Raw genomic sequence first — 26,355 nt, 5'->3', positions numbered from 1 at the left:
GTCGCCTCTCTCCTCCGCCTTGCGATCGCACGCACCAGACCCCGCCGGCCCCGCCCTCACGGGCGGACGAAGCTACTTTGACGACACCCCCTAGGCGCGGCCGATGGGGGCCAGGGTGGCCGCCGTCAGGGTCGTCAGGGTGGCGGGCGGGAGTTCGACCTCCAGGCCCCGGCGGCCCGCCGAGACGCAGATCGTGGCGTGCGCCGTCGCCGACTCGTCCACCACCGTCCGCAGCCGCTTGCGCTGGCCCAGCGGGGAGATGCCGCCCCGCACGTAGCCCGTCGTCCGCTCCGCCAGCGCCGGGTCGGCCATCGCCGCCCGCTTCCCGGAGACCGCGGTCGCCAGCGCCTTCAGGTCCAGGCTTCCCGACACCGGGACCACCGCCACCACCAGCACGCCGTCCACCTCCGCGACCAGCGTCTTGAAGACCCGGTCCGGGGAGACCCCCATGGCCTGCGCCGCCTCCTCGCCGTACGAGGGGTGCGCCGGATCGTGCTCGTACGCGTGCACCGTGAACTCCGCCCTTGCGGAGTTCAGGGCCACGATCGCCGGAGTGCCCGCCGCAGCGGGGGCCTTCTTCTTCGCCATCAGTCCTTCGCCATCAGTTCGGGCTGGTCGGCGCGCGCGTCAGGTCCACCGCCGGCAGCGACGGCAGGTGGCGGATGACCGCCGTCTCCGCGCGCAGCAGCTTCAGTTCCTCCGCGAGCCGCGTCGCGGTGTCCGGCGCCTGCAGCAGCCGCTGCTTCGCCGGGATGTCCAGTACGGCCGCCGCCGCCACCAGGTACGAGACCACCGACGGCTCGTCCGGCAGGTCCGCGCCCGAGGTCAGGGACCGCTCCCGGGCCCCGGCCAGCCGCTTCTGGTAGTTCCGGAAGGCCCGCAGGACCCCCTCCGCCAGCGCGCCCGCCCCGTCTCCCGAGTCCTCCGGGAGCTCCTCCAGCTCGGCGACCAGGTACGGGCCCGAGGCGTCCACCGACAGCAGGCGCACCCGCGCCGTACCGGTGGCCAGGACCTCGAAGCTGCCGTCCTCCCGCTCCCGGATCGTGGCCGCGTCCGCGATGCAGCCCACCCGGTGGAAGGCCTGGACGGGGTCCGGGCCGAAGCCCGCCGTCGGGCCCCGCTCGGGCAGCGCCGTCTGGTCCGGCAGGCCCGGCGCGGTCGGCGCGACCTCCCGGCCGTCGCGGATCGCGACGACGGCGAAGCGGCGCGGTTCGTCCTCGCCCGTCTTCAGCAGCTCGCGCATCATGGCGCGATAACGCTCCTCGAAGACGTTCAGCGGGAGGACGAGTCCCGGGAACAGCACCGAGTTGAGCGGGAAGAGGGGCAGGCGAACGGTGGTCACGAGGCACAGGGTAGTGGCCGGGGGCCGGGGCCTGTCACCTCCGTTGTCCGCGCTCCGCCCGGTCACCCCCGCCGCAGCAGCCGCGAGGCTCCCGCCGCCACCGTCGTCGCCAGGGTCCAGCCCAGCAGGACCAGCGCCGCCGAGCCCCACTGCCAGCCGCCCTCCACCTTCCACTGGCTGTCCTGGCCGAGATCGATCACCGGGAGCAGCAGGTCCAGCGCGTAGAGGGCCGGGTCCCAGTGCGGGTGCTCGTCCGCCTTGATCGGGGGCGGCTGGTGCCGGTGGAAGAGCAGGGCGCCCGCTGCCCACAGCACCGCCATCCACAGCGCCGCCCGGCCCGGGCGGTACCCGTAGGCCACCGTCCAGTCCTGGAGGTACCCCCAGGCCTTGAGCGCCGGCGGCAGGGTGGCCCGGCGCCGGCGCTGCTTGGCCAGCAGCACCTCGCGGGCGTCCGCGTCCTCTCCGCTGGCGCGCAGTACGGAGGCCAGCCGCTCGTACGGCTCCGGCGAGTACTCGGGGGTGGCCGCCGCCACCCAGTCCAGCCGGCGCGCCAGCGGGAAGTGGCCGCGCGGAGCGAGGTTCTCGTACGCGAACCCCTCCATCGAGACCCCGCCCGGGCCGGGCCAGCTGGTGGAGGTGTCGACCAGCTTGACGACCTTCGCCCCCGAGAGCACCACCCGCCCCCGCTCCGGCCGCTCCCCGACGAACCGCAGCTCCGGGGTCTGGATCCGGCGCAGCGAGACCTCCTGCTCCTCGGCCAGGATGAAGCGGGCGCCGTAGAAGTCGACCGCGTCGCCGAAGCGGCCGTCGTCCAGGCGCAGCCCGCCCCGGCACTCGAAGCGCTGGGCCCGCTGCCCGCGCGTGGGCGTCTGGCCGAGCCCGTACGGGGGAGTGGAGGAGCCGGAGTCGCCGGGGACGTAGTCGAGGGCGATCGAGGTCAGGTACAGGGTCCGCTCGACGGTCAGCTGCGGGGCGTTCAGCGCGCGCCGCCCGTGCGGATTGCGCAGCCGGGCCCCGCGCAGGTTCATCGACACGCCCACCTTCGCGCCGCGCAGGCTCACCTCCCCGTCCGTCTCCAGCAGCTCGCCCTGGAAGTCCTGGGCGACCGACATCCCGTCCGCGGCGATGGCCCGGCCCTTGTTGTCCCGCCGCACCACCGCCTGGCTGATCAGCAGGTCGGTGCCGATCTGGGCGTCGGTCAGCCGGATCCCGCGGGCCACGCGGCAGCGCGGCAGGTGCAGATCGCCCTCGGTGTGCAGCCGGGAGGCGTCCAGCCGCGGTATCGCGCAGTTGATCATGCGGAGGGTGATGAACCGGGTCTCGGAGAGCTGGACCTCGCTGTCGAAGCGACAGGACTGGAGTTCGACGTACGGCTGCACGGTCCCGCCGGACAGGTCGAGCCGGCCCGTGATCCGGACGCCGCGGAGCTTCAGCGCGGACACCCGGCCCGGCACCGGCGGCGGGCCGTGGAGCAGCAGCAGCGCGACCACCTGCGCGCGGACGCTGCGCCCGGCGCCCCAGGTCCGCCCGCTGTCGTGCGGATCGTCCTCGTTGGCGGCGCGGGCGCTGAGATCGCAGACGCTGCCCGTCCGGTACGCCTGCCACATGCGGCGTTCGGGATCGGTGAGATCCGCGGGCTGCTCGCCCGCCCGTGCCTCCGCCATGGCGGCCCCCCTCCGCTGCGCATACGTGTAGGGGAACGCTAATGGGCGGCAGTGACGTCCGGGGCGTGTATCAGCCAGTGATACGGGCGAACGGTGGCGGGAGGCGGTCTGAGAGAATTGGGAGGTGATCTCTCGTATCGACCTGCGCGGTGACGCCCTCCCCGAGGGCGGCGCCCTGCGCGATCTGCTGCCCCGTGCCGAGTTCGACGTAGAAGCTGCCCTGGAGAAGGTGCGGCCCATCTGCGAGGACGTCCATCATCGCGGCACGGCGGCGTTGATCGAGTACGCGCAGAAGTTCGACGGCGTCACGCTGGAGCAGGTCAGGGTCCCCGCCGAGGCCCTCAAGACCGCCCTCGCCGAGCTCGACCCGGCCGTCCGCGCGGCGCTCGAGGAGTCGATCCGGCGCGCCCGGATCGTCCACCGAGAGCAGCGCCGCGGCGAACACACCACCCAGGTGGTCCCCGGCGGAACCGTGACCGAGAAGTGGGTTCCGGTCGAGCGCGTGGGCCTGTACGCCCCGGGCGGCCGCTCCGTGTACCCGTCCTCCGTCGTCATGAACGTCGTACCGGCGCAGGAGGCGGGCGTCGAGTCGATCGCGCTGGCCTCCCCGCCGCAGAAGGAGTTCGGCGGCCTGCCGCACCCGACGATCCTCGCCGCGTGCGCGCTGCTCGGTGTGGACGAGGTGTACGCCGCCGGCGGCGCCGTGGCCGTCGCGATGTTCGCGTACGGGACCGAGGACTGCCTGCCGGTCAACATGGTGACGGGCCCCGGCAACATCTGGGTCGCCGCCGCCAAGCGCTACTTCACCGGACGCATCGGCATCGACACCGAGGCCGGCCCGACCGAGATCGCGGTCCTCGCGGACTCCACGGCCGACCCGGTGCACGTCGCCGCCGACCTGATCAGCCAGGCCGAGCACGACCCGCTGGCCGCCGCCGTGCTCGTCACCGACTCCGAGGAGCTCGCGGCCGCCGTCGAGCGGGAGCTGGAGCCGCAGGTCGCGGCCACCAAGCACGTCGAGGACCGGATCAAGCCGGCGCTCGCGGGCAAGCAGTCCGCGATCGTGCTGGTCGACAGCCTGGAGGACGGCCTCAAGGTGGTCGACGCGTACGGCGCCGAGCACCTGGAGATCCAGACCGCGGACGCCGCGGCCTGGGCCGCCCGCGTACGGAACGCCGGCGCGATCTTCGTCGGCCCGTGGGCCCCGGTCTCGCTCGGCGACTACTGCGCCGGGTCGAACCACGTGCTGCCCACCGGCGGCTGCGCCTGCCACTCCTCCGGCCTGTCCGTGCAGTCCTTCCTGCGCGGCATCCACATCGTCGACTACACGCGCGACGCCCTCGCCGAGGTCACGCACCACGTGGTGACGCTGGCCGAGGCCGAGGACCTGCCGGCGCACGGTGCGGCCCTCAAGGCCCGTTTCGGATGGAAGGTGCCGACCCGGTGAGCTTCGGAATCGACGACCTCCCCATCCGGGACGAACTGCGCGGCAAGACCCCGTACGGCGCCCCGCAGCTCGACGTGCCCGTCCAGCTGAACACCAACGAGAACCCGTACGAGCTCCCCGCCGAGCTCGTGGCGCGGATCGCCGAACGCGTCGCCGACGCCGCCCGCACCCTCAACCGCTACCCCGACCGGGACGCGGTCGAGCTGCGGACGGAGCTGGCCGCGTACCTCACCCGCACCGCCAAACACCCGGTCTCGCGCGAGAACGTCTGGGCCGCGAACGGCTCCAACGAGGTCATCCAGCAGCTGCTGCAGACCTTCGGCGGACCGGGGCGTACCGCGATCGGCTTCGAGCCCTCGTACTCCATGCACGCGCTGATCGCGCGCGGCACCGGCACGGGCTGGATCTCCGGTCCCCGCCGGGAGGACTTCCGCGTAGATGTGGAGGCGGCCGAGCAGGCCATCGCCGAGAACGCCCCCGACGTCGTCTTCATCACCTCGCCCAACAACCCCACGGGCACCGCGGTCGAGGCGGAGACCGTCCTCGCCCTCTACGAGGCCGCGCAGGCGGCCAAGCCCTCCCTGGTCATCGTGGACGAGGCGTACGTGGAGTTCAGCCACCGCGACTCGCTCCTGCCGCTGATCGAGGGCCGGCCCAACCTGGTGGTCTCCCGGACCATGTCCAAGGCCTTCGGCGCCGCCGGGCTGCGCCTGGGCTACCTGGCCGCCCACCCGGCCGTGGTCGACGCCGTCCAGCTCGTACGCCTGCCGTACCACCTGTCGGCCGTCACCCAGGCGACCGCGCTGGCCGCCCTCGAACACACCGACACCCTGCTCGGCTACGTCGAACAGCTCAAGGCCGAGCGGGACCGCCTGGTGACCGAGCTGCGGGCGATCGGCTACGAGGTCACCGAGTCCGACGCGAACTTCATCCAGTTCGGGAAGTTCGAGGACTCGCACACCGCCTGGCGGAAGATCCTCGACCAGGGTGTCCTGGTCAGGGACAACGGCGTACCGGGATGGCTGCGGGTCACCGCCGGCACCCCGGCCGAGAACGACGCGTTCCTGGAAGCGGTTCGCGCACTGAAGAAGGAGCAGCACGCATGAGCCGCATCGGACGGGTCGAACGGACCACGAAGGAGACCTCGGTCCTCGTCGAGATAAACCTCGACGGCACCGGCAAGGTCGACGTCTCGACGGGCGTGGGCTTCTACGACCACATGCTCGACCAGCTCGGCCGCCACGGCCTCTTCGACCTCACGGTCAAGACGGACGGCGACCTGCACATCGACAGCCACCACACCATCGAGGACACCGCGCTCGCGCTCGGAGCCGCCTTCAAGCAGGCCCTCGGCGACAAGGTCGGCATCTACCGCTTCGGCAACTGCACCGTGCCGCTCGACGAGTCCCTCGCCCAGGTGACCGTCGACCTGTCCGGCCGCCCGTACCTCGTGCACACCGAGCCCGAGAACATGGCGCCGATGATCGGCGAGTACGACACGACGATGACCCGGCACATCTTCGAGTCCTTCGTCGCGCAGGCCCAGATCGCCCTGCACATCCACGTCCCGTACGGCCGCAACGCCCACCACATCGTGGAGTGCCAGTTCAAGGCCCTGGCCCGCGCCCTGCGCTACGCGGCGGAGTTCGACCCGCGCGCGGCCGGGATCCTGCCCTCCACGAAGGGCGCCCTCTAGCCGTGAACGGCCTGAACACCATCCTGATCGTCTTCGGCCTCTTCCTGGCCGGCGGCGTCTACTCCTTCCAGAAGCAGAAGATGCCCATGTCGGTCATCATCCTGCTCGCCATCGGCTCCGCGATGTGCCTCGCCGCCGGAGTCCTGCGGATCCAGGGGATTTGGGAATGAGCGCAGCCCGACCGACCAAGACGGTCGTGGTCTTCGACTACGGCTTCGGAAACGTACGTTCCGCCGAGCGCGCCCTGGCGCGGGTCGGGGCGGACGTCGAGATCACCCGCGACTACGACAAGGCCATGGACGCCGACGGGCTGCTCGTCCCCGGCGTCGGCGCCTTCTCCGCCTGCATGCAGGGGCTCAAGGACGCCCGCGGCGACTGGATCATCGGCCGCCGGCTCTCCGGCGGCCGGCCCGTCATGGGCATCTGCGTCGGCATGCAGATCCTCTTCGAGCGCGGCATCGAGCACGGGGTGGAGACGGAGGGCCTCGACGAGTGGCCCGGCACCGTCGAGCCGCTGCGCGCCCCGATCGTGCCCCACATGGGCTGGAACACCGTGGACGCCCCGGCCGACAGCCAGGCCTTCAAGGGCCTGGACGACGAGGCCCGCTTCTACTTCGTGCACTCGTACGCGGTCCGCGACTGGAGCCTGGAGGTCACCAACCCGGTGATCCGCGCCCCCAAGGTCACCTGGGCCACCCACGGCGAGCCCTTCGTCGCGGCGGTGGAGAACGGGGCCCTGTGGGCCACCCAGTTCCACCCCGAGAAGTCCGGCGACGCCGGCGCCCAGCTCCTCACCAACTGGATCGAGACCCTCTGATGACCGCCAGCAAGCTCGAACTGCTGCCTGCCGTCGACGTCCGTGACGGCCAGGCCGTCCGCCTCGTGCACGGCGTGTCCGGCAGCGAGACCTCCTACGGGTCCCCGCTCCAGGCCGCCCTCGCCTGGCAGGCCTCCGGGGCCGAGTGGCTCCACCTCGTCGATCTCGACGCCGCCTTCGGCACCGGCGACAACCGCGCGCTCGTCGCCGAGATCACCGGCGCCATGGACATCAAGGTCGAGCTGTCCGGCGGCATCCGCGACGACGCCTCGCTCGCCGCGGCCCTCGCCACCGGCTGCACCCGCGTCAACCTCGGCACCGCCGCCCTGGAGACCCCCGAGTGGGCCGCCAAGGCCATCGCCGAGCACGGGGACAAGATCGCGGTCGGACTCGACGTACGCGGCACGACCCTCAAGGGCCGCGGCTGGACCAGCGAGGGCGGGGACCTCTACGAGACCCTCGCGCGCCTGGACTCCGAGGGCTGCGCCCGGTACGTCGTCACCGACATCGGCAAGGACGGCACGCTGACCGGCCCCAACCTGGAGCTGCTGAAGAACGTCTGCGCCGCCACCGACCGGCCGGTCGTGGCCTCCGGCGGCATCTCCTCGCTGGACGACCTGCGGGCGCTGGCCGCCCTGGTGCCGGCGGGCGTCGAGGGCGCGATCGTCGGCAAGGCCCTGTACGCGAAGGCCTTCACCCTGGAAGAAGCCCTGAAGGTGGTCTCCGCATGAGTTCCGTACGTCGTATCTCCTCCGGCGGCCCCTACGAGGACGTCATCGCGTACTCCCGCGCCGTGCAGCTCCCGAACGGGCTCGTGCTCGTCTCCGGCTGCACCGCCGGCGACGCGGGCGGCCCGTACGACCAGACCGTCGCCGCGTTCGGCGTCGCGTTCAAGGCCCTCGCCCAGGCGGGACTCGGACCGCAGGACGTGGTGCGCACCCGCATGTACCTCACCCACGCCCGCGACGTGGACGAGGTGGGCCGTGCCCACAAGACCCTCTTCGACGACGTCCGGCCCGCCGCGACGATGCTGATCGTCTCCGGCTTCGTCGACCCGTCGATGGTCGTCGAGGTCGAGGTCGAGGCGTACGGCCCGGTGCAGGAGGCGTCCGCATGACCCTCGCCGTACGGGTGATCCCCTGCCTGGACGTGGACAACGGCCGCGTCGTCAAGGGCGTCAACTTCCAGAACCTGCGCGACGCCGGCGACCCGGTGGAGATGGCCAAGCTGTACGACGCCGAGGGCGCCGACGAGCTGACCTTCCTCGACATCACCGCGTCGTCCGGGAACCGCGAGACCACGTACGACGTGGTGCGGCGGACCGCCGAGCAGGTGTTCATCCCGCTGACCGTGGGCGGCGGCGTCCGCACCGCGGAGGACGTGGACAAGCTGCTGCGGGCCGGCGCCGACAAGGTCGGCGTGAACACCGCCGCCATCGCGCGCCCCGAACTGATCCGGGAGATCGCGGAGCGGTTCGGGCGGCAGGTGCTCGTGCTGTCCGTGGACGCCCGGCGCACCGCGACCGGCTCCTTCGAGGTCACCACGCACGGTGGCCGCCAGGGCACCGGCATGGACGCCATCGAGTGGGCGCACCGGGCGGCCGAGCTGGGCGCCGGGGAGATCCTGCTGAACTCGATGGACGCGGACGGCACCAAGGACGGCTACGACACCGAGATGATCGCGGCCGTACGGAGGCACGTCAGCGTCCCGGTGATCGCCTCGGGCGGCGCCGGGCGGCTGGAGCACTTCGCCCCGGCGATCGCGGCCGGCGCCGACGCCGTGCTCGCGGCCTCGGTGTTCCACTTCGGCGACCTGCGGATCGGCCAGGTCAAGGAGACCCTGCGCGAGGCGGGCCACCCCGTCCGCTGACCGCCGCCGGGCCGCACCGGCCGGGACGACGCGGGGGATGGCCCCGGTCCCGGCCGGTGCGGCAGGGGTGCTCGGACGATCTAGCGGAAGTCGTCGAACGAGTCGGAGTCGTCGTCCTGCTGCTCCGGCGTCTGCGGCTTCTCCTGCTTCTCCTGCTTGTCCGCCTCCTGCCCGCCGGTCTGCCCCTGCTCGCGCACCTGGCGGAAGACCACCGCGGCGGCGTGGAAGTCGCCGGCCTTGTCACCGGGCTGGAGGACGGCCACCGGCTCGCCGGCACAGTCCGCGTCCTCGAACAGCAGGACCTCCGAGTCGGTCCTGTTCACGGCTTCGACGACCATCGACGAGGCGGACGGCAGCGCGTGGCACTTGTCCGCGCCGGCATCCTTGATCTGGGCGTTCTTCTCGGCGTCGTGCTGGTCCACGTACACGTAGTCGAGGGTCTTGCCTTCGTCGGCGAACGCCTGGGCTCCGGCGGGGAGGACCAGGGCGAGGGCTCCGGCGAGCGCGGCTGCAGTGGTGCGAAGACGCATGGGGGTTCCGTTCCTTCCACGGTGACGACACCGAATCGGTCGGCATCCGTGACGGAGCGTAGGGAGGGGGCGGGGTGCGGAAACCTTTCCCCTCGGAGCGCCATGCCGTTTTCACCGGCCCGGCGGAACCGGCGCTCCGCAGCGCCCGCCCATCGACCCTCCCGGCCCCCGGTGCTCAAATGCCCAGCTTGGCCACCGTCAGCTTGGCGACGGCCTCCTTCGGGCCGTCCAGCTCCACCGCGGCCGCGTCCTGGCGGCCGAAGCAGAAGAGGGTCAGTTCGCCCGGCTCGCCGGTGACCGTCACCACCGGGGTGCCCTTGTGCGCCACCGCCGTCTGGCCGTTCGGGCGGCGCAGCACCAGGCCCACCGGTGAGCGGCGGCCGGTCAGCCGGGCCAGCTTCTCCAGGCGGGCCCACAGGGAGTCCGAGAACACCGGGTCCAGCGTGCGCGGCGACCAGTCCGGCTGGGCGCGCCGTACGTCCTCGGAGTGCACGTAGAACTCCACCGCGTTGGCCGCCTCGTCGATCTGCTTCACCGAGTAGAGGGACATCTTCGGCGGTCCGGTCCGGATCAGCTGGATCAGTTCCTCGTACGGCTTGGCCGTGTACTCGGCCATCGCCCTGTCCAGCCGGTCCTTCAGGACGTTCAGCAGCAGGCCGCCCGCCGCGTCCGGCCGGCGCTCGCGGACCACCACGTGCGCCGCCAGTTCCCGGGCCCGCCAGCCGTCGCACAGCGTCGGCGCCTCCGGCCCCGCCGCTTCCAACAGGTCCGCCAGCAGCAGGCGTTCGCGCTTCGCATGGGTAGACATGGGGGCCACCCTACGACCGCGGGCCGCGCTTTGCCCGCCCATCAGGCGGACGGTGATCCTTCACCGCCCTCCGGGCGCGGCACAATGGCCCCCATGAGTACGTCCTCCCTCGATCCCGCCATCGCCGCCCGGCTCAAGCGCTCCGCGGACGGCCTGGTCCCGGCCATCGCCCAGCAGTACGACACCGGTGAGGTGCTCATGCTCGGTTGGATGGACGACGAGGCCTTGCACCGCACCCTGACCACCGGCCGCTGCACCTACTGGTCCCGCAGCCGCCAGGAGTACTGGGTGAAGGGGGATACGTCCGGCCACTTCCAGCACGTGAAGTCCGTCGCCCTCGACTGCGACGCCGACACCCTCCTCGTCAAGGTCGACCAGGTCGGCGCCGCCTGCCACACGGGCGCCCGCACGTGCTTCGACGCCGATGTCCTTCCGCTGGCCGAATAGGTAGGTAGGGTCCCACCCCATGGATCTTGAGACGTTCCGCAAGCTCGCGGCGGACCGCCGCGTCATCCCCGTGAGCCGCAAGCTGCTGGCCGACGGCGACACCCCCGTCGGGCTCTACCGCAAGCTGGCCGCCGAACGCCCGGGCACCTTCCTCCTGGAGTCCGCCGAGAACGGCCGCTCCTGGTCCCGCTACTCCTTCGTCGGCGTGCGCAGCGCCTCCACGCTGACCGTCCGGGACGGCCGCGCGCACTGGATCGGGACCCCGCCCGTCGGCGTCCCCACCGACGGCGACCCGCTCGACGCCCTGCGCGCCACCGTCCAGACCCTGCACACGCCCCGCGACCTCGCCGCCGGCATGCCGCCCTTCACCGGCGGCATGGTCGGCTACCTCGGCTACGACATCGTGCGCCGCCTGGAGCGCATCGGCGAGCACACCGCCGACGACCTGCGGCTGCCCGAGCTGACCATGCTGCTCACCTCCGACCTGGCCGTCATGGACCACTGGGACGGCACGGTCCAGCTCATCGCCAACGCGATCAACCACAACGACCTCGACACCGGCGTGGACGAGGCGTACGCGGACGCGACGGCCCGCCTCGACGCGATGGAGGCCGACCTCGCGCGGCCCGCCCCGTACACGCCCACCCCGCTGCCCGCCTCCGAGCTGCCGGAGTTCTCGGCCCTGTGGGGCAGGGAGAAGTACCAGGACGCCGTCGAGGACATCAAGGAGCGGATCCGGGCCGGCGAGGCCTTCCAGGTGGTGCCCTCGCAGCGGTTCGAGACCCCCTGCGCCGCCTCCGCGCTGGACGTCTACCGGGTGCTGCGGGCCACCAACCCGTCCCCGTACATGTACCTGTTCCGCTTCGAGAACGGCTTCGACGTCGTCGGGTCCAGCCCCGAGGCCCTGGTCAAGGTCGAGGACGGGCGGGCCATGGTCCACCCGATCGCCGGCACCCGCCACCGCGGGGCCACCCCGCAGGAGGACCAGGCGCTCGCCGAGGAGCTGATGGCCGACCCCAAGGAGCGGGCCGAGCACCTGATGCTCGTCGACCTGGGCCGCAACGACCTCGGCCGCGTCTGCGAGCCGGGATCGGTCGAGGTCGTCGACTTCATGTCGATCGAGCGGTACTCGCACGTCATGCACATCGTCTCCACGGTCACCGGCCGCGTCGCCGAGGGGAAGACCGCCTTCGACGTGCTGACCGCCTGCTTCCCGGCGGGCACCCTCTCGGGCGCGCCCAAGCCGCGCGCCATGCAGATCATCGAGGAGCTGGAGCCCTCCCGGCGCGGCCTGTACGGCGGCTGCGTGGGCTACCTGGACTTCGCCGGGGACTCCGACACGGCCATCGCCATCCGCACCGCGCTGCTGCGCGACGGCACGGCGTACGTCCAGGCGGGCGCGGGAGTCGTCGCGGATTCGGTGCCCGAGCTGGAGGACCTGGAGTGCCGCAACAAGGCCGCCGCCGTCCTGCGCGCGGTGGGAGCGGCGAACCGGCTGAACGGCTCGTGACCCGGTAGGGGATAGTGGGTACGTGAGTGCCGTACCCCCACCCCGAACCGACGCCGACGCCCCCGCCGATCCGCAGGCCCCGGACGGCCGCGGCGGCCGCCGCAGCGTGGCCGTCGCCCTGCTGCTCGGCGCGCTCGGCGCCACCGTCGTCCTGCTCGCCTCCGGCCGCGTCTGGGCCCGGGGCACCGCCGCCGTCGGGGGCGGCTCGCTGCCGCTCACCGCGGACGGGCGGGCCGTCACCGGGCTGCCGGCGGCCCTGGCCATCGTGGGCCTCGCGGCCCTGGTGGCCGTGTTCGCCGTACGCGGCAGGAGCCGGCTGCTGGTCTCCGGGCTGCTCGCGCTGAGCGGCCTGGGCGCGGCCCTGGCCGCCGTACTGGCCGCCGACGACCGGCAGGCGCTGGACGCGCAGGCCGCCCGTACGACGGCGGACACCGCGGCCCGGGTGGGGGCGCTGACCCATACGCCCTGGCCGTACATCACGGCCGCCGGCGCGGCCCTGATCCTGATCGCCGGACTGCTGGCCCTGCGGTTCGGCAGCGGCTGGCCGGCGATGGGCGGCCGCTACGAGCGGGACGGCAGCCCGCGGGTCCGCAAACCGGCGGCGGTGGACCCCGACCGGCCCGAGGACCTGTGGAAGGCCCTGGACCGCGGCGAGGACCCGACCCGCTGACCACGCACTCCGTCCGGTGCGGGACAATGAGCACTGAGCATTCGGCACAAGCCGTGTCTTCTGAACACCCTGCGACAGAGCAAACGAGGAGCAACTCATGGCGGGCACTAGCCACGGACACACCCCGGCCGCCTGGACCGGTGTCATCATCGCCTTCATCGGTTTCTGCATCTCCGGCGCCTTCATGGTGCTCGCCAACCCGCTCGGGTTCTGGGCCGGTCTCGTGGTCGTCGCGCTCGGCGGTGTGGTCGGTCTCGCGATGAAGGCCGCGGGCATGGGCGCGCCGAAGGCCTCCCACCAGGACCTGGCCGTGGTCATCGCCGCCAACAAGGCCGCCGCCAAGGTCTGACCGGACCGGTGCCGGTGAACGGTTTCGAAAGGCGCGGCCCTGTTGGGCTGCGCCTTTTGTCATGAGCGGAGAGAATCAGCGCGTGGACGCCCCTCACAGCCCCTACGCCGTGCCGCCCGTGCCGCCTGTGCCGCCCGCGCAGAGCCGCCCGCGGCGGCTGGCCTCGCCGGGGCTCACGCTGGCCGCGGCGGGTCTGGCGTTTGCGTACGTGGGCACCGTGGATCCCAATGAACCCGGCCACTATCCGGTCTGCCCGCTATTCCGGCTGACCGGAATCCTGTGCCCCGGATGCGGCGGTCTGCGCAGTGCGCACGCGTTCGCCCAGGGCGATCTGATCACCGCTTTGGGGGCAAATGCCCTGGCAGTCGTCGCCTACTTCGTCTTCGCCGGGTTCATGATCCTGTGGCTGGTTCGCGCCTACCGCGGCGGTCCGACCCCGCGCTTTGCCCTGCGGAGGCCGCACTGGTGGGCCATCGGCGTGCTGGCCGCGGTCTTCGTGGTGGTCCGAAACCTGCCGTTCGGAGCCGTACTGGCCCCGTGAGGACCGGGAGATTCCCTTATGAATCCCGGATTCCGAATGTCCATTCCATGGGACGCCGTCAACCGCGTGCGGAGGGCAAGGCCTCCTGCGGATACCATTTGATTGCTGACCTTGCAGTTGTACGTGTCTGCAAGGCGGCCGACCGTCATCGACCCGGAAGGGGGCCGCTCGCGTGAGTGTGCTCGACGAGATCATCGAAGGGGTCCGCGAAGACCTTGCCGAACGGCAGGCCCGCGTGAGCCTCGACGAGCTCAAGGAGCGTGCCGCCAAGGCGCCCCAGGCCAAGGACGGCGTCGCTGCCCTGCGCGGCGACAGCGTCAAGGTGATCTGCGAGGTCAAGCGCTCCAGCCCCTCCAAGGGCGCGCTGGCCGCGATCGCGGATCCGGCCGGGCTCGCGGCCGACTACGAGGCGGGCGGTGCGGCGGTCATCTCCGTCCTCACCGAGCAGCGTCGTTTCGGCGGCTCGCTGGCCGACCTGGAGGCCGTCCGCGCCCGCGTGGACATCCCGATCCTGCGCAAGGACTTCATCGTCACGGCGTACCAGCTCTGGGAGGCCCGCGCCTACGGCGCCGACCTCGCGCTGCTGATCGTCGCCGCCCTGGAGCAGGAGGCCCTCGTCTCCCTGATCGAGCGGGCCGAGTCCATCGGCCTCACCCCGCTCGTCGAGGTCCACGACGAGGACGAGGTCGAGCGCGCGGTTGCGGCCGGCGCCAAGATCATCGGCGTCAACGCCCGCAACCTCAAGGACCTCAAGGTCGACCGCTCCACCTTCGAGCGCGTCGTCGGCGAGATCCCGGCCCACATCGTCAAGGTCGCCGAGTCCGGCATCCGCGGGCCGCACGACCTGATCGCCTACGCCAACGAGGGCGCCGACGCCGTCCTCGTCGGGGAGTCCCTGGTCACCGGACGCGACCCGAAGGCGGCCGTGGCCGACCTCGTCGCCGCCGGCGCCCACCCCGCCCTGCGCCACGGGCGGAGCTGACCCGTCCCATGGCTCCCGACCGCCCCTCCGTCCGCACGCCGCACGTGCCGCAGGCAGCCCGCCGCGGCCCGGTCGGCGTGCCGACGGCGTACGCGCCCCTGGCGCGCGGCTGCCGCCCCCGCGGCTGCCGCGCACCGGCCCGGCGGGTGCACGGGCGCCGGGTCCGCTATGTGATCGGCTCCGAGCCCGGTCAGGTCAACGGCATGCGATGGCGCACCGCAGGCGCGCTGTAACGAGGACCGCCCCGGTCCGGTACGCCTGACGCCACCGTCTCGCCGAGACGGCGGCGGCGTACCGCCCCGCGCGGTGCTCGCTTACGGTCCGCAGCCCCGGGCCGCCGGCTCCGGGCGCGGGCCGCTGCGCCCGTACGCATCCCACCCCCGCAGCGGGGTGCGCGTGCGGCGGGCCCGCGGCGCAATACGGTGCACCCATCCCATCGCACCCGTAGGAGTACTGGACATGTCCAGCAGCTCGTTCTTCATTCCGGACCCGGAGGGTCACGTCCCGAACGCCGAGGGCTACTTCGGCGACTTCGGCGGCAAGTTCATCCCGGAGGCGCTCGTCGCCGCCGTGGACGAGGTCGCCGTCGAGTACGAGAAGGCCAAGGGGGACCCGGCCTTCGCGGCCGAGCTCAACGACCTGATGGTCAACTACACCGGCCGGCCCAGCGCCCTCACCGAAGTGCCGCGGTTCGCCGAGCACGCGGGCGGCGCCCGGATCTTCCTCAAGCGCGAGGACCTCAACCACACCGGCTCGCACAAGATCAACAACGTGCTGGGCCAGGCGCTGCTCACCAAGCGCATGGGCAAGACCCGCGTCATCGCCGAGACCGGAGCCGGCCAGCACGGCGTGGCCACCGCCACCGCCTGCGCGCTCTTCGGCCTCGAGTGCACCATTTACATGGGCGAGATCGACACCCAGCGCCAGGCCCTCAACGTGGCCCGCATGCGCATGCTGGGCGCCGAGGTCATCGCCGTGAAGTCCGGCTCCCGGACGCTCAAGGACGCCATCAACGAGGCGTTCCGCGACTGGGTCGCCAATGTGGACCGCACCCACTACCTCTTCGGCACGGTCGCCGGCCCCCACCCCTTCCCGGCCATGGTCCGCGACTTCCACCGGGTCATCGGCGTCGAGGCCCGCCGCCAGATCCTGGAGCGCGCCGGCCGGCTGCCCGACGCCGTCGCGGCCTGCGTCGGCGGCGGCTCCAACGCCATCGGCCTCTTCCACGCCTTCATCCCGGACGCCGGGGTCCGCCTGGTCGGCTTCGAGCCCGCCGGGCACGGCGTCGAGACCGGCGAGCACGCGGCCACGCTGACCGCGGGCGAGCCCGGGATCCTGCACGGCTCCCGCAGCTACGTCCTCCAGGACGAGGAGGGCCAGATCACCGAGCCGTACTCGATCTCGGCCGGCCTGGACTACCCCGGCATCGGTCCGGAGCACTCCTACCTCAAGGACAGCGGCCGCGGCGAGTACCGCGCGGTCACCGACGACGCCGCGATGCAGGCCCTGCGCCTGCTCTCCCGCACGGAGGGCATCATCCCGGCGATCGAGTCGGCGCACGCGCTCGCGGGCGCCCTCGACCTGGGCAAGGAGCTCGGCAAGGACGGGCTGATCGTGGTCAACCTGTCCGGCCGCGGCGACAAGGACATGGACACGGCCGCCCGTTACTTCGACCTGTACGACGCCGACGCCTCCGAGGGGGAGACCAAGTGAGCGGCAACATCGAACTCCTGTCGGCCACCCTCGCCAAGGCCAAGTCCGAGGACCGCGCGGCCCTCGTCGCCTACCTGCCGGCCGGCTTCCCGACCGTCGACGGCGGGATCGAGGCCGTCAAGGCCGTCATCGCGGGCGGCGCGGACGTGGTCGAGGTCGGCCTCCCGCACAGCGACCCGGTCCTGGACGGCGCGATCATCCAGACCGCCGACGACATCGCCCTGCGCGGCGGCGTCAAGATCGCCGACGTGCTGCGCACCGTGCGCGAGGCGCACGCGGCGACCGGGGCGCCGGTGCTGGTGATGACGTACTGGAACCCGATCGACCGCTACGGCGTGGAGCGGTTCGCCGCCGAGCTGGCCGCGGCGGGCGGCGCGGGCTGCATCCTGCCCGACCTGCCGGTCCAGGAGTCCGCGCTGTGGCGCGAGCACGCCGACAAGCACGGTCTGGCGACCGTCTTCGTCGTCGCTCCGAGCAGCAAGGACGCGCGCCTGGCGACCATCACTGCCGCCGGTTCCGGTTTCGTCTACGCCGCCTCGCTGATGGGTGTCACCGGCACCCGCGAGTCCGTCGGCAACGAGGCCCAGGAGCTGGTCCGCCGTACGCGCGCCACCACCGAACTGCCGGTCTGCGTGGGCCTCGGCGTCTCCAACGCCGTCCAGGCCAAGGAGGTCGCGGGGTTCGCCGACGGGGTGATCGTCGGCTCGGCCTTCGTGAAGCTGCTGCTGGACGCGCCGGACCTGCCGGCCGGGCTGGCGGCCGTACGGGCCCTGGCGGGCGAGCTCGCGGAAGGCGTCCGCAGGGGCTGACGCCCGCCGGCGGACCCGTGCGTTCGATCGGCGCCGCGAACCCCTGAGCGGGTTCTGTAGTCCGATCGGGTGGAAGTGGGAGCGGGGAGGCACGCGAGTGCCTCCCCGCTTCGTTTGGCCGAACGTGAGCGAGAAGAACGACGGTGCGAACCGCGAAGCGAAACGATCGGCCCGCGAGCGGCTCCAGGTGGAGCGCGAGCGCGAGAAGAAGCGGGAGAAGCGGCGGCGGACCCTCATCGTGGCGTCGGCCGTGGTCGGCGTCCTCGGCCTGGCGGCCGTCGTCGGCCTGATCGCGGCCAACACCGGCAAGGGCGACAAGGCGGCGGCCGGCGGCCCGGTGACCGCCCCCTCCGGGGCCACCGGCAAGGACGCGCTCGCCATCCAGGCCGGCAAGCCCGAGGCCAAGTCCACCCTGACGGTGTGGGAGGACTTCCGCTGTCCGGCGTGCAAGTCCTTCGAGACCAACTACCGGGACACGATCCACGAGCTGGAGGCCAAGGGCCTGCTCAAGGTCGACTACCACCTGGTCACCCTGATCGACGGGAACATGGGCGGCAGCGGCTCGCTGAAGGGCGCCAACGCGGCGGCCTGCGCGCAGGACGCCGGGAAGTTCCCCGCGTACCACGACATCCTCTTCGAGAACCAGCCGCAGGAGACGGACGACGCCTACGGGAACAACGCGAAGCTGCTGGAGCTGGCGGGCAAGGTGGACGGGCTGGTCACCCCCGAATTCCGCGCGTGCGTGGAGGACGGGACGCACAACAGCTGGGTGAACAAGTCCTACGAGGCCTTCCGCGCCGGGAAGTTCCGGGGCACCCCGAGCGTGCTGCTGAACGGCAAGGACATCTTCGCCGACCAGGCCAACCCGGTGACCCCGCAGAAGCTCAAGGAGCAGGTGGAGGCCGCCGCGAAGGGCAGCGGTGGCGGGAGCGCCTCGTCCTCGCCGTCTCCGTCCGCATCGCCCTCGTCCTCCGCCGCGCACTCCGCCTCGCCGAGCGCCTCCGCGAAGGGGGCGAAGAGCGGGGGCTCCGCGTCCGCGTCGGCCTCTTCCTCCGCCGTGGCGAAGTCCTCCTCCACCGGGACGGGCTCGCGGGCCGGCTCGGCCGGCTCGGCCGGCTCGGCCGGGGTGGCGAAGGGGGCAGGCGAGGACTAGGCCGTGCCTTTCGGGTCAGGGGGGCCGCCCCTGACCCGCCGACGCCCCCTGCCGCCCCGTCTCGATTTGGCGCCAGGTTGCCGGGCGGGTTGCGGTCCGTACCGCCCGGCAGGGTAGCGTCGGCTCTGCCATGAACCTTGCCTATATCCCCAGCCCGTCGACCGGCGTGATCCATCTCGGACCGATCCCGCTGCGCGGCTACGCGTTCTGCATCATCATCGGCGTCTTCGTCGCCGTCTGGCTCGGCAACAAGCGGTGGATCGCGCGCGGCGGAAAGCCGGGCACCGTCGCGGACATCGCCGTGTGGGCGGTGCCGTTCGGCCTGGTCGGCGGTCGCCTCTACCACGTGATCACCGACTACCAGCTGTACTTCGGCGAGGGCCGCAACTGGGTCGACGCCTTCAAGATCTGGGAGGGCGGCCTCGGGATCTGGGGCGCGATCGCGCTGGGCGCCGTGGGCGCCTGGATCGGCTGCCGCCTGCGCGGCATCCCGCTGCCGGCCTGGGCCGACGCCCTGGCCCCGGGCATCGCGCTCGCCCAGGCCTGCGGCCGCTGGGGCAACTGGTTCAACCAGGAGCTGTACGGGCGGGCCACCGACCTGCCCTGGGCCGTCGAGATCAGCGACGGCCCGAACCGGATCGCCGGGACCTACCACCCGACCTTCCTGTACGAGTCGCTGTGGTGCCTCGGCGTCGCCGCGCTCGTGATCTGGGCCGACCGCCGCTTCAAGCTCGGCCACGGCCGGGCGTTCGCCCTGTACGTCGCCGCGTACTGCGTGGGCCGCGGCTGGATCGAGTACATGCGCGTCGACGAGGCGCACCACATCCTCGGTGTCCGGCTGAACGTGTGGACCTCGATCGTGGTCTTCATCCTGGCCGTGGTCTACCTCGTGCTGTCGGCGAAGCTGCGGCCGGGCCGCGAGGAGGTCGTGGAGCCGGACCGCGGGCCCGCGGCATCCGACCCCGCGGCCAAGGACGGGGCGGACGGCGCGGCGAAGGACGCGGCGAAGGACTCCGGGGACGGGGAATCCGAGCCGAAGGCCGACGCGCAGGCCGAGACCGACGCCACGGCAGATGCCGGGACCCAGGCCAAGGCGGACGCCGGGGCCGACGCCAAGGCCGAGGCCGAGGCCGCTTCCGACGCCGGGGCCGGGGATGCCGTGACGGCGGACGCCGAGGCTCCGAAGACTGCCAAGAAGCTCTGACCGGCTCTTCCGGACCACACGGGAGGGGCGCCGCGCACACCGCGCGGCGCCCCTCCCGTCGTCTCCGGGGCCTCAGGACAGGACGGGCGATTCCCGGCGGGCCAGGGCGACGACCCGTTCCGCGCCCGCCAGCACCGCCGGGTCCACGAAGCGGCCGTCCGGCAGGGCCACCGCCCCCGGGGTGCGGCGGGCGGCCGCGACGATCTCCTCGGCGGCGGTGACCTCCGCCGGCCCGGGCAGGCAGGCCCGCTCGATCACCGGCAGCTGGCGCGGGTGGATCGCCGCCCGGCCCAGGAACCCCAGGGCCCGGCCGCGCGCACAGGAGACGGCCAGCGCCTCCAGGTCCCGGATGTCGGGGAACACCGACTGGGCCGGCGGGGCCAGCCCCGCCGCCCGGGCGGCGACCACCACCCGCGAGCGCGGCCAGTCCAGCCCCGCCTCGGAGCTGATGCCCAGATCCGCCCCGAGATCGGCCTCGCCCAGGGAGAGCCCGCGCAGGGCGGGATGCGCGCGGGCGATCTCGTACGCGCGCTCCACGCCCAGCGCCGACTCCAGCATGGCGTGGAGGGCCACCCCGCCGGTACGGTCGGCGACCGCGGCGATCTGCTCCGGGGCCGTGATCTTCGGCAGCCGCAGCCCCGCCAGGCCGTGCAGCCCGGTCAGGGCGGTGAGGTCCGCGCCGGCCCAGGGGGAGTCCAGGGCGTTGACGCGGACGAACACCGGGACCGGGGGCCGCTCGGCCAGCCGCTCCGCGGTGGCGGCGCGGGCGTACTCCTTGCGGGAGGCCGACACCGCGTCCTCCAGGTCGACGATGACGGCGTCGGCCCCCGAGCTCAGGGCCTTGTCGACCACCTCCGGGCGGTCGCCGGGTACGTAGAGCCAGGTCAGGATCACAGGGCCCCCTCCAGCCGGAGTGCGCTGATCTCGGTCTCGGACAGGCCGAGTTCGGTGAGCACGGCGTCGGTGTCCGCGCCGTGCGGGCGGCCCGCCCAGCGGATCCCGCCGGGGGTCTCGGACAGCCGGAACAGGACGTTCTGCATCCGGAGCGGGCCGAGTTCGGGATCCTCGACCTCGGTGACGGTGTCCAGGGCCGCGAACTGCGGATCGGCCATGACGTCCCGTACGTCGTAGACCAGGGCCACGGCGGCCTCGGCCTCCTCGAAGGCCGCGACCACGTCGTCGGCCTTGTGGCGGCCGATCCAGCCGCCGACCGCCTCGTCGAGGACGGGCGCGTGGGCCGCCCGGCCGGAGCCGTTCGCGAACCAGGGCTCGGTGATCAGCTCGGGTCGGCCGACGAGCCGCATGACGCGCTCCGCGATGGACTGGGCGGAGGTGGAGACCGCCAGCCAGCGGCCGTCGGCGCTGCGGTAGGTGCCCCGCGGTGCGTTGTTGGTGGAGCGGTTGCCGGTGCGCGGCTGGACGTAGCCGAGCTGGTCGTACCAGAGCGGGTGCGGGCCCAGCACGGTGAGGATCGGCTCGATGATGGCCAGGTCCACCACCTGTCCGCGGCCGGTCCGCTCGCGCCCGGCGAGCGCGGTCATCACGGCGTACGCGGTGGTCAGAGCGGCGATCGAGTCGGCGAGGCCGAAGGGCGGCAGGGTCGGCGGGCCGTCCGGCTCACCGGTGATCGCGGCGAAGCCGCTCATCGCCTCCGCGAGGGTGCCGAAACCGGGGCGGCGGGCGTACGGACCCCGCTGGCCGAAGGCCGTGACGCGGGCCAGGACCAGCCGCGGGTTGGCGGCGGACAACTCGGGCCAGCCCAGGCCCCACTTCTCCAGGGTGCCCGGGCGGAAGTTCTCGACGACCACGTCGGCGGTGGCGGCCAGCCGCAGCAGGGTGTCGCGCCCGCCGGGCGTGGACAGGTCGAGGGTCATCGTCCGCTTGTTCCGGCCGAGCAGCTTCCACCACAGGCCGATGCCGTCCTTGGCGGGGCCGTGGCCGCGCGAGGGGTCGGGGCGCACCGGGTGCTCGACTTTGACCACGTCGGCGCCGAAGTCGCCGAGCAGGGTGGCGGCGAGGGGCCCGGCGAAGAGGGTGGCGAGGTCCAGTACGCGCACTCCGTCGAGGGGCCCGGCGCCGGGGTTCACGCGCCGGCTCCGGGGGCGGGTTCGGCCGCGGCGAAGGCGTCCGTCTCGGCGCGGGCCGGCATCGAGTCCTGGGCCCCCGGGCGCTGGACGGAGAGCGCGGCGGCCGCCGAGGCCCAGTGCAGCGCCTGCGGCATGGAGCGGCCCTCCCCGAGGGCCACCGCCAGCGCGCCGACGAAGGTGTCCCCGGCCGCGGTGGTGTCCACGGCCCGGACCCGGGGCGCGGGCACGGTCAGCGGCTCCTGCCCGCGGGCCGCGTACAGGGCTCCGGCCGCGCCGAGGGTGACCACCACCTCCGGTACCTCGCGCAGCAGCGCCTCGGCGGCCCCCAGGGGGTCGGTGAAGCCGGTCAGCGCCGCCGCCTCGTGCTCGTTGGGCACCAGGAGGTCCACCAGCCCCAGCAGTTCGTGCGGCAGCATGCGGGCGGGGGCCGGGGTGAGGACCGTGCGCACCCCCTGCGCGCGGGCGGCCGAGGCGCCCGCGAGGACGGCCTCCATGGGCAGTTCCAGCTGGAGCAGCAGGAGGTCGGCGGCGCCGATCCGCGCCGCGTCGCCCGCCTCCAGGCCGGTCACGCCGCCGTTGGCGCCGGGGATGACGATGATGCTGTTGCCGCCCTCGTCGTCCACGGTGATGTGCGCGGTGCCGCTGGCGCCCTCGACGGTGCGCAGGGCCGCCGTCTCGACCCCGGCCGCGCTGAGCGCGGAGCGCAGCCGTACGCCGAACTCGTCGGCGCCGACCGCCCCGATCATCACCACCTCCCCGCCGCTGCGGGCGGCGGCGACGGCCTGGTTGGCGCCCTTGCCGCCGGGGACGGTGCGAAACGCGCGGCCGGTGACGGTCTCCCCGAGCCGGGGTGCCTTGGGGACGTAGGCGACGAGGTCCATGTTGGTACTGCCGAGCACGGCGATGGCCGTCATGGGCGGGCTGCCTCCTGTGCGGTGAGCTGGGCGAGGGTGTCGAAGCCGATGCCGTCGAAGCCGGGGACGGTGGTGGCGAGGCGGTTCTTGAGCGGGGCGGACCAGCGGTGCGGTACGCCGCCGGGGTCGACGAGCGCGGCGAGGGAGCCGGCGGTGGCGCCGTTCGAGTCGGTGTCCCAGCCGCCGGACACCGCACGGCAGACGGAGCCGGTGAAGTCCCCGTCGGCGTGGGTGAGGGCGGCGGCGATCAGGGCGGTGTTGGGGACGGCGTGGACCCAGTGGTAGTGGCCGTACCGCTCGTGCAGGTCGTCGACGACGCGGTCGAAATCGGCGTGCCGCCGGGCCGAGTCGATGGCGCGGCGGACGGCCCCGGCGAGGCGCGAGAGGGGCGGGACGACGGACAGCCCGGCCCGGAGCGCGGTGTGGACGTCGGCCCGGCCGCCGGCGGCCTCGGCGATGGCGGCCGCGGCGAAGAGGGCGGCGTAGAGGCCGTTGCCGGTGTGGGTCAGGGCGGCGTCGCGGTACGCCTGGGCCGCGGCGGCGGCCGGGTCGCCGGGATTGGTCCAGCCGTGGACGTCGGCCCGGATGAGGGCGCCGATCCACTCGCGGAAGGGGTTGTGGTGGGTGGCGGTGGCCGGGGGTTCCAGCCCCTGGAGGAGGTTGCGGTAGGCGAGGCGCTCGGCGGTGAAGGTGCGGCCCGCGGGCAGTTCGTCGAGCCAGAGCCGGCCGAGGTCGGCGGTGGTGAAGCGCCTGCCGTGGCGCTGGAGCAGCCGCAGCCCGAGGAGGGGGTGGTTCAGGTCGTCGTCCTCGGGCATGCCGTCGATGTTCTCAGCGAGGGAGGTCGCGGCGGAACGCCGGTTCCACGGATGGGCGGCCAGGAGATCCGCGGGTACGCCGCGTGCGGTGAACCAGTCGTCCGGCGGCCAGTTCCCGGCGGCCCGGCCCAGCGCCCGGATCGCGTGCAGCGGCAGCTTCTCGACGGGCTTGCCGAGCAGACAGCCGACGGCCCGGCCCGTCCAGGCGGCTTCCAGCCGGCTCTCCAGCGCGGCCGGCCGGGGCCGCGTCGCACGGTCCGGCGCCGGGCGGTCCGGCCCGGTGGCGGGCCCGGGCCAGGTCGCCCGGATGTCGGGCCACAGGGCGGGTTCGTCCGGGGACAGGGGGGACGGGAGGGCCGCGAGCTCGTCCAGCAGGCGGCGGGCCAGCGCGCGCAGCTCCGGCGGGGCGGGGACGGGGGAGGCGCCGGCCCGGTCGGGTGCCGCGGGCCCGCCCGCCGCGCGCCAGAGGCGGAGCAGCGGCCGCGCGTCCCGGCCGTCCTCGGCGGCCTGGCGCAGCTCGTGCCCGACCAGGTCCTCCGGCTGGACCCAGGTGAGCCGTACGGCCGCGGCCGGCGCGGTCGCGCGGTCGCAGGAGGTCATCGGGGGTCCGCGAGGGCGAGGAAGGCCGCTTCGTGGGCCCGGCGGCGGGCCCGGTCCTGCGCGAAGACCTCGCGGGCCACCACCGCCAGTGCCCTCGCCGGGGCGTGCAGGTCGAGGCGGCTGGCCTCGGCCACCTCCTTGGCCCAGGCCGGCGGGACCGCCGAGACGCCCGCCAGGGCTCCGGCGACCGCCCCCGCCATCGTGGCGATGGAGTCGCAGTCCCGGCCGTAGTTGACGGCGCCGAGCACCGCGCCCTCGTAACCCCCGTCGGCGACGACCAGCATGCCGAGCGCGATCGGCAGCTCCTCGATCGCGTGGAGGCGGGAGGGCCGGCGCGCGCCGAGGGAGGGGGAGCGGTAGTCCGGGCCGACCGAGTCGTACGGGGCCACCGCCGCGCGGAGCGGGGCCAGGGCCGATTCGAAGTCCCGGTGGCGCGAGGCCGCTTCGCACACCGCCGCGATCGCGTCCCGCGTGCCGTCCTTGGCCAGCGCGAGGGCCGCGTCCACCACCGAGGACGCCGTCGCCCCCGGCACGCAGGCCGCCGCCACCGCGGCGGCGAAGACGCCCGCCGCCTCCCGCCCGTACGAGGACTGGTGCGCCCCGGCGACGTCCAGGGCCTCCGCGTACGCCCCCGCCGGATTGCCCGCGTTGACGATGCCGACCGGGGCCATGTACATCGCCGCCCCGCAGTTGACGATGTTGCCGCTGCCGGCCTCGCGCGGGTCGACGTGCCCGTAGTGCAGGCGGCTGACGATCCACTTCTCCGCGAGGAAGATCCGCTGCAAGGGCAGCGCCTCCGACTCCAGTTCGGGGATCCAGCGCGGGTTCGTCATCAGGTCCGGGACCAGGTGCTCGGCGACCGCGTACGCGTCCAGGTGGTCCCGTACGGCCTCGTAGACCCGTACCAGCGCGTGCGTCATGAGGGTGTCGTCGGTGACGTGGCCGTCGCCCTTGTGGTACGGCGCGATGGGGCGGGCCGTACGCCAGTCCTCGTGCCAGGGGCCGACGATGCCGTGCACGCGGCCGCCGTGCCGTTCCACGATCTGGTCCGGGGACCAGCCCTCCACCGGGCCGCCGAGCGCGTCGCCTACGGCGGCCCCGACGAGGCAGCCGGCCGCCCGGTCTTCGAGAGTGAGCGTCATGTCCGAATCATCCCTTGGGTGAGGTGAGTTCCGTACGAGCGAGCAGCGCGGCGAGTTCGACGAGATCGGTGCCGGCGAGGCGGGGGAGGGTGCAGCCGGAGAGGGTGCGGCAGGCCTCGCGCCAGGCGGTGGGGATCGAGTCGCCGCCGCCGAGGGCGCCGGTGAGCGCGCCGGCGAGGGCGGGGGCGGAGTCCGCGACGCGGGACAGGCAGGCGGCGGCCGGTACGGCCTCGGCGGCCCGGCCGCGGGCGGCGCAGGTGAGGGCGAGGGCGATGGGGACGGTTTCGGCGGCGGCGATGCCGTAGCTGTAGACGTGGTCCACGATCTCGTGTTCGAGGGTGGGGACGATGGCGAAGGCCCCGCCCTCGCTGTGGACGCGGGCGAGCTTGACGGCGTGGCGGGCGTTGCGGCCGATCTCGGTGGCCTCGGGGAGCCGGCCGAGGGCGGCGTCGACGGCGGTGTCGGGGTCGGCGCCGCCCAGGGCGGCCGCGATGGCGGCGGCCATGGCGCGGGCGCCGTGGACCCCGTCGCCGTCCTGGGTGTAGCGGGCGTCGAACTCGGCGAGGTCCGCGGCGGCGGCCGGATCGCCGGGGTGGACGACGGCGAGCACGCAGGCGCGCACGCACGCGGCGTCGTCGAAGTAGTGCGGGTTGTCGTGGCCGGTGGCGGGCGGGCGCAGACCGGCGGCGAGGTTGCCGAGGCCGGCCCGTACGGAGATGCGGGCGCGCAGGGGCAGGACGGCGGACTCCACCTCGGGGGCGCGCTCCGCGGCCGCGGCGATCTCGCTGGCCAGGGCGTTCCAGGCGAGGTCGATGGCGGCCCGCATGCGGCGGGACCGGCTGAGGTCGCTGAGCAGTACGCCGGCCGCGGTGAGGACGGATTCGGCGGCGAAGGCGGCCCATTCCGCGTCGTCGGAGGGACCGAGGCGCAGGGGTTCCGGGGGCTGGTTGAGGGCGATGGGCACGGGGAGGGTGGTGGTCTGGTTCTGCTCGGCGAAGGTGTCGAGCTCGCGGGTGAGGCGGCGGGTCCACTCGGGCATGCGGCTGGCGCGGTGCCGGGCGGCGGGCCACCCGGCGGCGTCTCCCGCGGCGAGCCCGAGCAGCAGTCCCTCGATCCGCCGCGGTTCGGCGGGGGGCTGCGCGGCCCCCGCACGGAGGAGGGGGCCGCGGACCGGCGCGTCCTGCGCGGGGGCGGTGCGCACCTCCGCGCCCGGCGGGGCCTCGACCGCCGGCGGGTTCGGGGGGAC

General features: G+C 73.6%; 29 protein-coding genes and 1 pseudogene. 19 read left to right on the top strand and 11 right to left on the bottom strand.

The window, feature by feature from the left end; genetic code table 11:
* Window positions 1-90 precede the first annotated feature (90 nt).
* The 3 genes from ybaK to ACFYZS_RS39335 all read right to left on the bottom strand — a co-directional run bounded on the left by ybaK (window position 91) and on the right by ACFYZS_RS39335 (window position 3,006).
* Window positions 91-588, bottom strand: a complete 498-nt coding sequence (ybaK, locus tag ACFYZS_RS39345; protein ID WP_389024068.1) for a Cys-tRNA(Pro) deacylase — start codon at window positions 586-588, stop codon at window positions 91-93.
* A 13-nt stretch (window positions 589-601) separates the two neighbouring features.
* Window positions 602-1,342 carry an LON peptidase substrate-binding domain-containing protein gene (locus ACFYZS_RS39340; protein WP_389024066.1) on the bottom strand — a complete coding sequence of 247 codons (741 nt, stop codon included), beginning with the start codon at window positions 1,340-1,342 and terminating at the stop codon, window positions 602-604.
* Window positions 1,343-1,404: 62 nt separating this feature from the next.
* Window positions 1,405-3,006 carry an oxidoreductase gene (locus ACFYZS_RS39335; protein ID WP_389024063.1) on the bottom strand — a complete coding sequence of 534 codons (1,602 nt, stop codon included), beginning with the start codon at window positions 3,004-3,006 and terminating at the stop codon, window positions 1,405-1,407.
* A gap of 124 nt (window positions 3,007-3,130) precedes the next feature.
* On the opposite strand from ACFYZS_RS39335, the gene hisD reads away from it, so the two are divergent.
* Genes hisD through hisF form a run of 8 tightly spaced genes read left to right on the top strand, consistent with a single transcriptional unit; the run spans window position 3,131 to window position 8,835 of the window.
* Window positions 3,131-4,453, top strand: a complete 1,323-nt coding sequence (gene hisD / locus ACFYZS_RS39330) for a histidinol dehydrogenase (RefSeq protein ID WP_389024060.1) — start codon at window positions 3,131-3,133, stop codon at window positions 4,451-4,453.
* Complete coding sequence (locus ACFYZS_RS39325) at window positions 4,450-5,559, top strand: histidinol-phosphate transaminase (RefSeq protein ID WP_389024057.1); 1,110 nt, start codon at window positions 4,450-4,452, stop codon at window positions 5,557-5,559. The genes hisD and ACFYZS_RS39325 overlap by 4 nt, the downstream gene beginning before the upstream one ends.
* Window positions 5,556-6,149 (top strand): imidazoleglycerol-phosphate dehydratase HisB, encoded by a 594-nt coding sequence (gene hisB / locus ACFYZS_RS39320; RefSeq protein WP_030155936.1) that lies wholly within the window; start codon window positions 5,556-5,558, stop codon window positions 6,147-6,149. Before ACFYZS_RS39325 ends, hisB begins: the two co-directional genes overlap by 4 nt.
* 2 nt (window positions 6,150-6,151) lie before the next feature.
* The gene (locus ACFYZS_RS39315) at window positions 6,152-6,319 is read left to right on the top strand and encodes a hypothetical protein (RefSeq protein WP_389024053.1); all 168 of its coding nucleotides are present in this window, start codon (window positions 6,152-6,154) and stop codon (window positions 6,317-6,319) included.
* A complete protein-coding gene (gene hisH / locus ACFYZS_RS39310; RefSeq protein ID WP_030155932.1) occupies window positions 6,316-6,966 on the top strand; it encodes an imidazole glycerol phosphate synthase subunit HisH in 651 nt (216 codons plus the stop codon). The genes ACFYZS_RS39315 and hisH overlap by 4 nt, the downstream gene beginning before the upstream one ends.
* Window positions 6,966-7,697, top strand: a complete 732-nt coding sequence (gene priA, locus ACFYZS_RS39305) for a bifunctional 1-(5-phosphoribosyl)-5-((5-phosphoribosylamino)methylideneamino)imidazole-4-carboxamide isomerase/phosphoribosylanthranilate isomerase PriA (protein WP_030871531.1) — start codon at window positions 6,966-6,968, stop codon at window positions 7,695-7,697. Before hisH ends, priA begins: the two co-directional genes overlap by 1 nt.
* Complete coding sequence (locus ACFYZS_RS39300) at window positions 7,694-8,083, top strand: RidA family protein (protein WP_389024050.1); 390 nt, start codon at window positions 7,694-7,696, stop codon at window positions 8,081-8,083. Before priA ends, ACFYZS_RS39300 begins: the two co-directional genes overlap by 4 nt.
* On the top strand, window positions 8,080-8,835 hold the full coding sequence (hisF, locus tag ACFYZS_RS39295) for an imidazole glycerol phosphate synthase subunit HisF (RefSeq protein WP_389024047.1): 756 nt from the start codon (window positions 8,080-8,082) through the stop codon (window positions 8,833-8,835). The genes ACFYZS_RS39300 and hisF overlap by 4 nt, the downstream gene beginning before the upstream one ends.
* An 80-nt stretch (window positions 8,836-8,915) precedes the next feature.
* Here hisF and ACFYZS_RS39290 read toward each other — a convergent pair whose 3' ends face one another.
* The gene (locus ACFYZS_RS39290; protein WP_389024045.1) at window positions 8,916-9,365 is read right to left on the bottom strand and encodes a hypothetical protein; all 450 of its coding nucleotides are present in this window, start codon (window positions 9,363-9,365) and stop codon (window positions 8,916-8,918) included.
* A 175-nt stretch (window positions 9,366-9,540) separates the two neighbouring features.
* Window positions 9,541-10,173 carry a TIGR03085 family metal-binding protein gene (locus tag ACFYZS_RS39285; RefSeq protein WP_389024042.1) on the bottom strand — a complete coding sequence of 211 codons (633 nt, stop codon included), beginning with the start codon at window positions 10,171-10,173 and terminating at the stop codon, window positions 9,541-9,543.
* An 84-nt stretch (window positions 10,174-10,257) separates the two neighbouring features.
* Between ACFYZS_RS39285 and hisI the strand changes: the two genes are divergently transcribed.
* The 11 genes and pseudogenes from hisI to lgt all read left to right on the top strand — a co-directional run bounded on the left by hisI (window position 10,258) and on the right by lgt (window position 19,551).
* Complete coding sequence (hisI, locus tag ACFYZS_RS39280; protein WP_053786912.1) at window positions 10,258-10,620, top strand: phosphoribosyl-AMP cyclohydrolase; 363 nt, start codon at window positions 10,258-10,260, stop codon at window positions 10,618-10,620.
* Window positions 10,621-10,639: 19 nt separating this feature from the next.
* On the top strand, window positions 10,640-12,130 hold the full coding sequence (locus ACFYZS_RS39275; protein ID WP_389024040.1) for an anthranilate synthase component I: 1,491 nt from the start codon (window positions 10,640-10,642) through the stop codon (window positions 12,128-12,130).
* 22 nt (window positions 12,131-12,152) lie between these two features.
* Window positions 12,153-12,800, top strand: a complete 648-nt coding sequence (locus tag ACFYZS_RS39270; protein ID WP_389024037.1) for a TIGR02234 family membrane protein — start codon at window positions 12,153-12,155, stop codon at window positions 12,798-12,800.
* Window positions 12,801-12,897: 97 nt separating this feature from the next.
* Window positions 12,898-13,149, top strand: coding sequence for an HGxxPAAW family protein (locus tag ACFYZS_RS39265; RefSeq protein ID WP_389024034.1), 252 nt, complete (start codon window positions 12,898-12,900; stop codon window positions 13,147-13,149).
* Window positions 13,150-13,210: 61 nt separating this feature from the next.
* Window positions 13,211-13,690, top strand: a complete 480-nt coding sequence (locus tag ACFYZS_RS39260; RefSeq protein WP_389024031.1) for a DUF2752 domain-containing protein — start codon at window positions 13,211-13,213, stop codon at window positions 13,688-13,690.
* Window positions 13,691-13,862: 172 nt separating this feature from the next.
* Entirely contained in the window at window positions 13,863-14,672 is an 810-nt protein-coding gene (gene trpC, locus ACFYZS_RS39255) for an indole-3-glycerol phosphate synthase TrpC (RefSeq protein WP_132755989.1), read from the top strand.
* An 8-nt stretch (window positions 14,673-14,680) separates the two neighbouring features.
* On the top strand, window positions 14,681-14,905 hold the full coding sequence (gene trpM, locus ACFYZS_RS39250) for a tryptophan biosynthesis modulator TrpM (protein WP_389024028.1): 225 nt from the start codon (window positions 14,681-14,683) through the stop codon (window positions 14,903-14,905).
* 226 nt (window positions 14,906-15,131) lie between these two features.
* Window positions 15,132-16,385 (top strand): tryptophan synthase subunit beta, encoded by a 1,254-nt coding sequence (gene trpB / locus ACFYZS_RS39245; RefSeq protein ID WP_389024025.1) that lies wholly within the window; start codon window positions 15,132-15,134, stop codon window positions 16,383-16,385.
* The gene (trpA, locus tag ACFYZS_RS39240; protein WP_389024022.1) at window positions 16,382-17,194 is read left to right on the top strand and encodes a tryptophan synthase subunit alpha; all 813 of its coding nucleotides are present in this window, start codon (window positions 16,382-16,384) and stop codon (window positions 17,192-17,194) included. The genes trpB and trpA overlap by 4 nt, the downstream gene beginning before the upstream one ends.
* Before the next feature lie 124 nt (window positions 17,195-17,318).
* Window positions 17,319-18,110 (top strand): annotated as a pseudogene (locus ACFYZS_RS39235) (thioredoxin domain-containing protein); the annotation flags it as partial.
* A 367-nt stretch (window positions 18,111-18,477) separates the two neighbouring features.
* Window positions 18,478-19,551 carry a prolipoprotein diacylglyceryl transferase gene (gene lgt / locus ACFYZS_RS39230; RefSeq protein ID WP_389024020.1) on the top strand — a complete coding sequence of 358 codons (1,074 nt, stop codon included), beginning with the start codon at window positions 18,478-18,480 and terminating at the stop codon, window positions 19,549-19,551.
* A 72-nt stretch (window positions 19,552-19,623) separates the two neighbouring features.
* Here lgt and ACFYZS_RS39225 read toward each other — a convergent pair whose 3' ends face one another.
* From ACFYZS_RS39225 to ACFYZS_RS39200, 6 genes are read right to left on the bottom strand one after another with little or no spacing between them, the layout of a single operon-like run.
* Complete coding sequence (locus tag ACFYZS_RS39225; protein ID WP_389024018.1) at window positions 19,624-20,445, bottom strand: HpcH/HpaI aldolase/citrate lyase family protein; 822 nt, start codon at window positions 20,443-20,445, stop codon at window positions 19,624-19,626.
* Entirely contained in the window at window positions 20,442-21,638 is a 1,197-nt protein-coding gene (locus tag ACFYZS_RS39220) for a CaiB/BaiF CoA transferase family protein (protein WP_389024015.1), read from the bottom strand. Before ACFYZS_RS39220 ends, ACFYZS_RS39225 begins: the two co-directional genes overlap by 4 nt.
* Window positions 21,635-22,552, bottom strand: a complete 918-nt coding sequence (gene rbsK / locus ACFYZS_RS39215; RefSeq protein ID WP_389024012.1) for a ribokinase — start codon at window positions 22,550-22,552, stop codon at window positions 21,635-21,637. The genes ACFYZS_RS39220 and rbsK overlap by 4 nt, the downstream gene beginning before the upstream one ends.
* Complete coding sequence (locus ACFYZS_RS39210) at window positions 22,549-23,967, bottom strand: ADP-ribosylglycohydrolase family protein (protein ID WP_389024009.1); 1,419 nt, start codon at window positions 23,965-23,967, stop codon at window positions 22,549-22,551. The genes rbsK and ACFYZS_RS39210 overlap by 4 nt, the downstream gene beginning before the upstream one ends.
* Complete coding sequence (locus ACFYZS_RS39205) at window positions 23,964-25,109, bottom strand: ADP-ribosylglycohydrolase family protein (RefSeq protein WP_389024006.1); 1,146 nt, start codon at window positions 25,107-25,109, stop codon at window positions 23,964-23,966. Before ACFYZS_RS39205 ends, ACFYZS_RS39210 begins: the two co-directional genes overlap by 4 nt.
* 7 nt (window positions 25,110-25,116) lie before the next feature.
* The gene (locus ACFYZS_RS39200) at window positions 25,117-26,310 is read right to left on the bottom strand and encodes an ADP-ribosylglycohydrolase family protein (protein WP_389024071.1); all 1,194 of its coding nucleotides are present in this window, start codon (window positions 26,308-26,310) and stop codon (window positions 25,117-25,119) included.
* Window positions 26,311-26,355: the final 45 nt, after the last annotated feature.

The organism is Streptomyces sp. NPDC001903 (assembly GCF_042891345.1).
Lineage (GTDB): Bacteria > Actinomycetota > Actinomycetes > Streptomycetales > Streptomycetaceae > Streptomyces.
Note: the sequence above shows the minus strand (reverse complement) of the source record. Positions and strands in the feature narration are given on the sequence as shown.